This window comes from Sedimentibacter sp., from assembly GCF_032080165.1.
Taxonomy (GTDB): domain Bacteria; phylum Bacillota; class Clostridia; order Tissierellales; family Sedimentibacteraceae; genus Sedimentibacter.
Genome location: NZ_DAMASY010000008.1, coordinates 158,616 through 164,900, shown reverse-complemented (window position 1 = coordinate 164,900; position 6,285 = coordinate 158,616). Strand labels below are relative to the sequence as shown.

The 6,285-nt window shown below is 34.7% G+C and carries 5 protein-coding genes; all 5 read left to right on the top strand.

Annotated features, from left to right (window positions below; genetic code table 11):
* Positions 1-178: 178 nt before the first annotated feature.
* A complete protein-coding gene (locus RT412_RS12260; protein WP_313344192.1) occupies positions 179-1,546 on the top strand; it encodes an MATE family efflux transporter in 1,368 nt (455 codons plus the stop codon).
* Positions 1,547-1,812: 266 nt separating this feature from the next.
* Positions 1,813-2,277, top strand: coding sequence for a CtsR family transcriptional regulator (locus RT412_RS12255; RefSeq protein WP_313344195.1), 465 nt, complete (start codon positions 1,813-1,815; stop codon positions 2,275-2,277).
* A gap of 29 nt (positions 2,278-2,306) precedes the next feature.
* Positions 2,307-2,795, top strand: coding sequence for a UvrB/UvrC motif-containing protein (locus tag RT412_RS12250; protein WP_313344198.1), 489 nt, complete (start codon positions 2,307-2,309; stop codon positions 2,793-2,795).
* An 11-nt stretch (positions 2,796-2,806) separates the two neighbouring features.
* Positions 2,807-3,796 (top strand): protein arginine kinase, encoded by a 990-nt coding sequence (locus tag RT412_RS12245; protein ID WP_313344201.1) that lies wholly within the window; start codon positions 2,807-2,809, stop codon positions 3,794-3,796.
* A 36-nt stretch (positions 3,797-3,832) separates the two neighbouring features.
* Positions 3,833-6,274 carry an ATP-dependent Clp protease ATP-binding subunit gene (locus RT412_RS12240; RefSeq protein WP_313344204.1) on the top strand — a complete coding sequence of 814 codons (2,442 nt, stop codon included), beginning with the start codon at positions 3,833-3,835 and terminating at the stop codon, positions 6,272-6,274.
* Positions 6,275-6,285: the final 11 nt, after the last annotated feature.

The following is a 6,285-nucleotide window of genomic DNA, read 5'->3' as shown; positions in this document are numbered from 1 at the left end:
CCATGCCCTTATAGGGCAAGAGCAAACCACCGGCTCAGCCGGTGGTCATGATTAAAGAGATTATTATAACATATATTATTCACTTGAATGTCTGCACATTGTGATGTAAAATGAATTGGCAATTTAATAAAGGATTAGCATTTTATATTTTATAGAAATATGAGGTAAATTTTTTTAAATGCAAAATAAGATTTACGACAAGAAATTAATTAGAAAAGAAATATTTTTTCTGATAGTACCGGTTATGTTGGAAAATATATTTCAAGTATCAGCAGGCCTCATATCTTCGGCAATGATAGGAAGATTGACTCCTTCGCTTATATCTGCACAAGGTATCTGCTCACGTATCACTGGAGTGCTTTGGTGCTTATTTAAGGGGATAGGGGTCGGTGCTACTGTTGTTATAGCGAAGATCAGAGGCGAAAACGATATGGAAAAATGCAAGAGGACATTTGAGCAAACCTGTATTACCGGACTAATGTTATCTGCTGTAATAATATTCACCGTTTTATTAAATTCTGAGAGCATATTATCATTTTTCACTGATAGCAGCACAACTTTGTATAATGCTAATGTATATCTAAAGATAGTAATTTTTACGGCCCCATTTTTGCTTGTTATGTCTGCTGTTACTGCTGCATTTCAAGCTTGCGGCAATACAAAGACACCTATGTACATTGCAATAGTAGTAAATATTATCAATGTAATATTGGGATATATTTTAATATACGGTAAATTCGGATTACCTGAACTATCCTTAAAAGGAGCGGCTATCGCATTATTAATTTCGCAGGCATGCGGAGCGCTTTTAGGAATCTACCTTTTGTATAACAAAAGACACGGACTATTCAGCATAGTTATAACAAAAATAAATTTAAAATTAGATTCTGACATTGTAAAAAATGTTTATTCTGTAGGTATGCCTGCTGCTTTTGAAAGCATGTTTTGGCAGTTTTCGGCTATTATAATGAGTAAAGCGATATTGTCATACGGAGAAGTTACATTCGCTGCATATCAATTAGGATTGCAGGCAGAACTAATGTCTGAAATGCCTGCTGTCGGTGTTGGAATAGCCGCTACTTCCCTGACAGCAAATGCAATAGGTAAAAAAGACGGAGAATTATTAAAAATTTATACTAAACAATTAATTACCACATCAACTGCAATAAGCTTATTTACATCAATGCTGATAATTGCATTTCCAAGATTTTTTATGAGTTTCTTTACAAACAATCCTGAAATTCAATCAATAGGTGTTGTTTACTTAATAGTGATGGGCTTTATTCAAACACCTCAAAACTTATCCAAGGTATTGAACGGAACCATACGTTCTGCAGGATATAAAAATATACCTATGATTATATCATTTATTGGAATATGGGTGGTTAGAGTGCCGTTATCATTGTTGTCTGCTTATGTGCTTAAATTAGATGTAATATTTATATGGCTGTGTATGGGCTTGGATCAAGTATTTAAATTTACATTGAGCACAATAGTATTTAAATTAAAAAAGGTTGATGAAATTAAGTGTGAAACAGCGATTTAAAGAATTATATTAACCGATTGAACGGAAATGAAGAAGGAGATTATTTCAGCAGCATGAGGGGTAACCCTCTTTTTTTGCACTTACAGCATAAGCGACTGACACCAAATTAAAAATTTGGGTCATCTGTTTATATGAATTTTTAGATATTATTGCATATAAAATAAAAATTTTTTAAAAATAACTATTGAAATCTAAAAAAAGAGTGATATAATAAAATCAAGGTCAAAGAAAGTCAAAGTTAAAGTCAAATGATAGGAAGTGAATAAATGTCAAATTTAAGTGATATAATAGAAGGTTTTATTAAAGAATTAATAGAAGCAAATAATTTCAGAGCTGTAGACATTCAGCGTAATTTTTTAGCTCAGCAATTTGATTGTTCGCCTTCGCAGATTAATTATGTGCTTTCTACAAGATTCAATAATGACAGAGGATATATAGTTGAAAGCAGAAGAGGCGGCGGTGGATATATAAGAATACTCAGGGTTCAGTCATCAATTGATGAACTGAAAGAAATACTTAATGAAAGCATAGGGGACAATATAACTCTCAACAAAGCACTTGATGTATTAAAGGCATTGAAGGAAAGAGATGTAATAAGCAACAGAGAACTTAAAATCATGCAGAGTATACTAAGTGACAGGGCTTTAAACAATGTACCTTATGATGACAGAAACGCAATAAGGGCTTCTTTGCTGAAGGAAATGATATTGATATCGGTAGACGACGATTAATAAGTGCATTATTTTTAGGAGGGTAAAAAATGTTATGTAATGAATGCGGAAAAAATGAAGCAAGAGTCCATGTGACTCAAATTATAAACGGCAATAAAACTGAAAGTCATTTGTGTGAAGAATGTGCAAAGAAAAATCAATCCATATTAAATTCTAATTTTTCGATGGAAAACTTGTTTTCGGCAATGCTCAACAATGCATATAACACTTCTGCGTATATTCCTGCAATGGCTTGTTCTAAGTGCGGTATGACATATGAAGAATTCAGAAATACAGGCAAATTCGGATGTAACGACTGCATTGATACATTTAAACACAGAATAATGCCTGTTGTAAAAAATATACAGGGTTATGAAGCACATACAGGCAAAATTCCTAAAAGAGCCGGTGGAAGCTACAGAATACAAAAGGATATAGAAAAACTAAAACATGAACTGAAATCTGCAATCGAGAAAGAAGAATATGAAAATGCAGCAAAAATAAGAGATAAAATTCGTGAGATGGAAGGCAATATTTAAGAGGTGATAATATGGATAATAAAGATATAGTTGTAACAAGCCGCATAAGATTAGCCAGAAATTTAAAGAATTATAAATTCCCTGTAAAAATTACAGCTGAGGAAACTGAAAAGATGATTTCTGAAGTAAGTAATGCAATTAACAGAATAAATTTAAATTATGAATTAACATATATGAAGGACTTAAATAATCTTGAAAAAAGTGCATTAGTTGAAAATCATCTGATAAGTCCCGCATTGGCTGAAAAAGAAAGAGCGGCGTTTTTATTGAGTCAGGACAAAAAAGTTTCAATTATGTTAAATGAAGAAGATCATATCAGAATTCAGACCTTGAATCCCGGTTTATCATTAAAGGAGTGCTGGGATTTAAGTAATAAGATTGATGATGTAATAGAAGAATCAGTAGATTATGCATTTGATAATGAATTAGGTTATGTAACCTCATGTCCTACAAATATAGGAACAGGAATGCGTGCTTCCGTTATGGTTCATCTTCCAGCACTTTCTATTACGAATCAGATTGAAAAGCTATTGTACGGCGTGTCTCAATTAGGTGTGGCAGTAAGAGGAGTATACGGAGAAGGAACTAAATCGATTGGGCATCTTTATCAAATTTCCAATCAAGGGTCCTTGGGAGCTGGGGAGGAAGCATTGATTGAAAAAATAACTCAAATAGTTAATCAAATAATCGAAAAGGAAGTCAGGGTCAGGGAGCATCTTAAAAAGAATAACTTTGACGAAATAGAGGACGAGGTTTACAGAGCTTATGGTCTTTTGACAAATGCAAAAAGAATGACAGCGGAAGAATCAATGAAACTGTTATCCATATTGAAGCTTGGAAAGGAAATGGGTATTATTAAATTATCCAGGGATATGGATATTTATAGTCTTATGACAATGATTCAACACAGCAATATTGCTTTGAAAACAGAGAATAATTCAACACCGAAAGAAAGAGATAAAAAAAGAGCAGAAATATTGAGATATGAATTATTACTATAAACAACATATAATATTAAAAATTAAGGAGTGAAATATATGATGAATGGATTAAATAAGTCTGCAAAGAGCGCTTTGGAATCAGCCCAAAGAGAAGTAACAAATTTTAAGCAGAACGTACTTGGAACTGAACATATACTTATTGGATTAATGCTTGAACAAGAAGGAATTGCGGGAAAAATCCTCAGAAATAAATTAGATGTAAATAAAATTAGAGAAATAATCAAAAATTCAATCGGTGTCGGTGAAGAAGAGCCTGAATACATCCAAATCAGCCCCAGAAGCAAGTATATTATTGAGCTTGCCCGCCAATATTCAACACAAATGGGAGTTTCTTATGTAGGAACAGAACATATACTGCTCGGGTTAATAGATGAAGGAGAAGGAATTGCTGCTCAGATAGTTAAATCAGCTGTTAGCTTAAGAGATTTAAAAAATGAGGTAATTGAAGCAATCAAGCAAAACAGCGGAGGAGCTGCAGGCGGCAACGCTAACTTCAGCGGAAATACAGAGCAGGCACAAAATAGTGCCACAAAGACAATCGATAAATACGGTACTGATCTAAATCAACGTGCCAGAGAAGGAAAGCTTGACCCTGTTATAGGAAGAGAAAATGTTATAGACAGGGTTATACAGATATTGTCAAGAAGAACTAAAAATAATCCTTGTTTAATAGGGGAGCCGGGAGTTGGTAAGACTGCTATAGCTGAAGGCTTGGCCCAAGAAATTGTAAATGGCAATGTGCCTGAAACTTTAAAGGATAAAAGAGTTGTTACTCTTGATATGGCGGGAATGGTTGCAGGCGCTAAGTACAGGGGTGAATTTGAAGAAAGATTAAAAAGTGCGGTAGAAGAAATTAAGGCGGCCGGAAACATTATTTTATTCATTGATGAGCTTCACACTATAATAGGAGCTGGTGCTGCAGAAGGAGCAATTGACGCTTCTAATATATTAAAGCCGACATTGGCAAGAGGAGAATTACAGATAGTCGGTGCTACAACCTTGGATGAATACAAAAAACATATAGAAAAGGATGCTGCTCTTGAAAGAAGATTCCAGCCAATTACCGTCGATGAGCCGACAGTTGAAGATACAATCAAAATATTGAAGGGCTTACGAGATAAATATGAAGCACACCACAAGGTTGCCATAACTGATGAGGCAATTGAAGCAGCAACCAAACTATCACACAGGTATATATCCGACAGATTTTTACCGGATAAAGCAATAGACTTAATTGATGAAGCTGCATCAAGAACAAGATTAAAATCATCGACTCAACCAAAGGAATTCAAGGAAATCGAAGATAAAATAACTGAATTGATTAACGAAAAGCAAGCAGCAATCAATAATCAGGATTTCGAGAGGGCAGCATCCTTCAGGGATGAAGAAAAAAGATTGACTGATGAGCTTGATAAACAAAAGAAATTATGGGCAGCAAAGAATTCCAAGGATTCAAAAATTGGATATGAGGAAATAGCAGACGTTGTTTCTCAATGGACAGGTGTGCCTGTTAAGAAGCTTCAAGGTGATGAATCAGAAAAATTGTTAAACATGGAAGAAATACTCCACAAAAGAGTTATAGGTCAGGAACAGGCGGTTGAAGCGCTGTCAAAAGCCATCAGAAGATCGAGAGTCGGATTGAAGGATCCTAAAAAACCTATCGGTTCATTTATATTCTTAGGACCGACGGGAGTGGGCAAGACAGAGTTATCTAAAGCATTAGCGGAGTCAATGTTCGGCGATGAAAATGCAATGATAAGGGTAGATATGTCTGAATTTATGGAAAAACATTCGGTTTCTAAGCTTATCGGTTCACCTCCCGGATACGTTGGATTTGATGAAGGAGGACAATTAACTGAAAAAATCAGAAGGAAGCCATATTCGGTTATATTGTTTGATGAAATAGAAAAAGCACATCCGGATGTATTCAACATACTGCTTCAGCTGTTGGATGACGGCAGATTGACAGATGCAAAAGGAAGAACGGTTGACTTTAAGAATACGGTTATAATCATGACTTCAAATGTTGGAGCAAGCACGATTAAAAAACAAAAAACTCTGGGCTTTGCCGCAAATTCATCAAATGAAGAAAAGGATGAATACGAAAAAATGAAGGAAAATGTACTGGGTGAATTGAAAAGATCATTCCGTCCGGAGTTTTTAAACCGTATAGATGAAATAATTGTATTCCACTCGTTGAATAAGGAACACATAAAGGAAATTGTATCATTGATGATTAACAACTTGTCAAAACGTCTTGAACAATTGAATGTAAAAATAGAATTAGACGACAAGGCCAAAGAATTATTGGCAGAAGAAGGCTTTGACCCGATGTTTGGAGCAAGACCTCTGCAAAGAGAAATAAGAAGAAGAATCGAAGACAGGTTGTCTGAAGAATTATTAAAAGGTACAATCAAAAAATCCGACACAATAAAAATCAGTGCAGATGGCAGGGAATTAGTTTTCGGTAATAAATAAGCAGATGACCC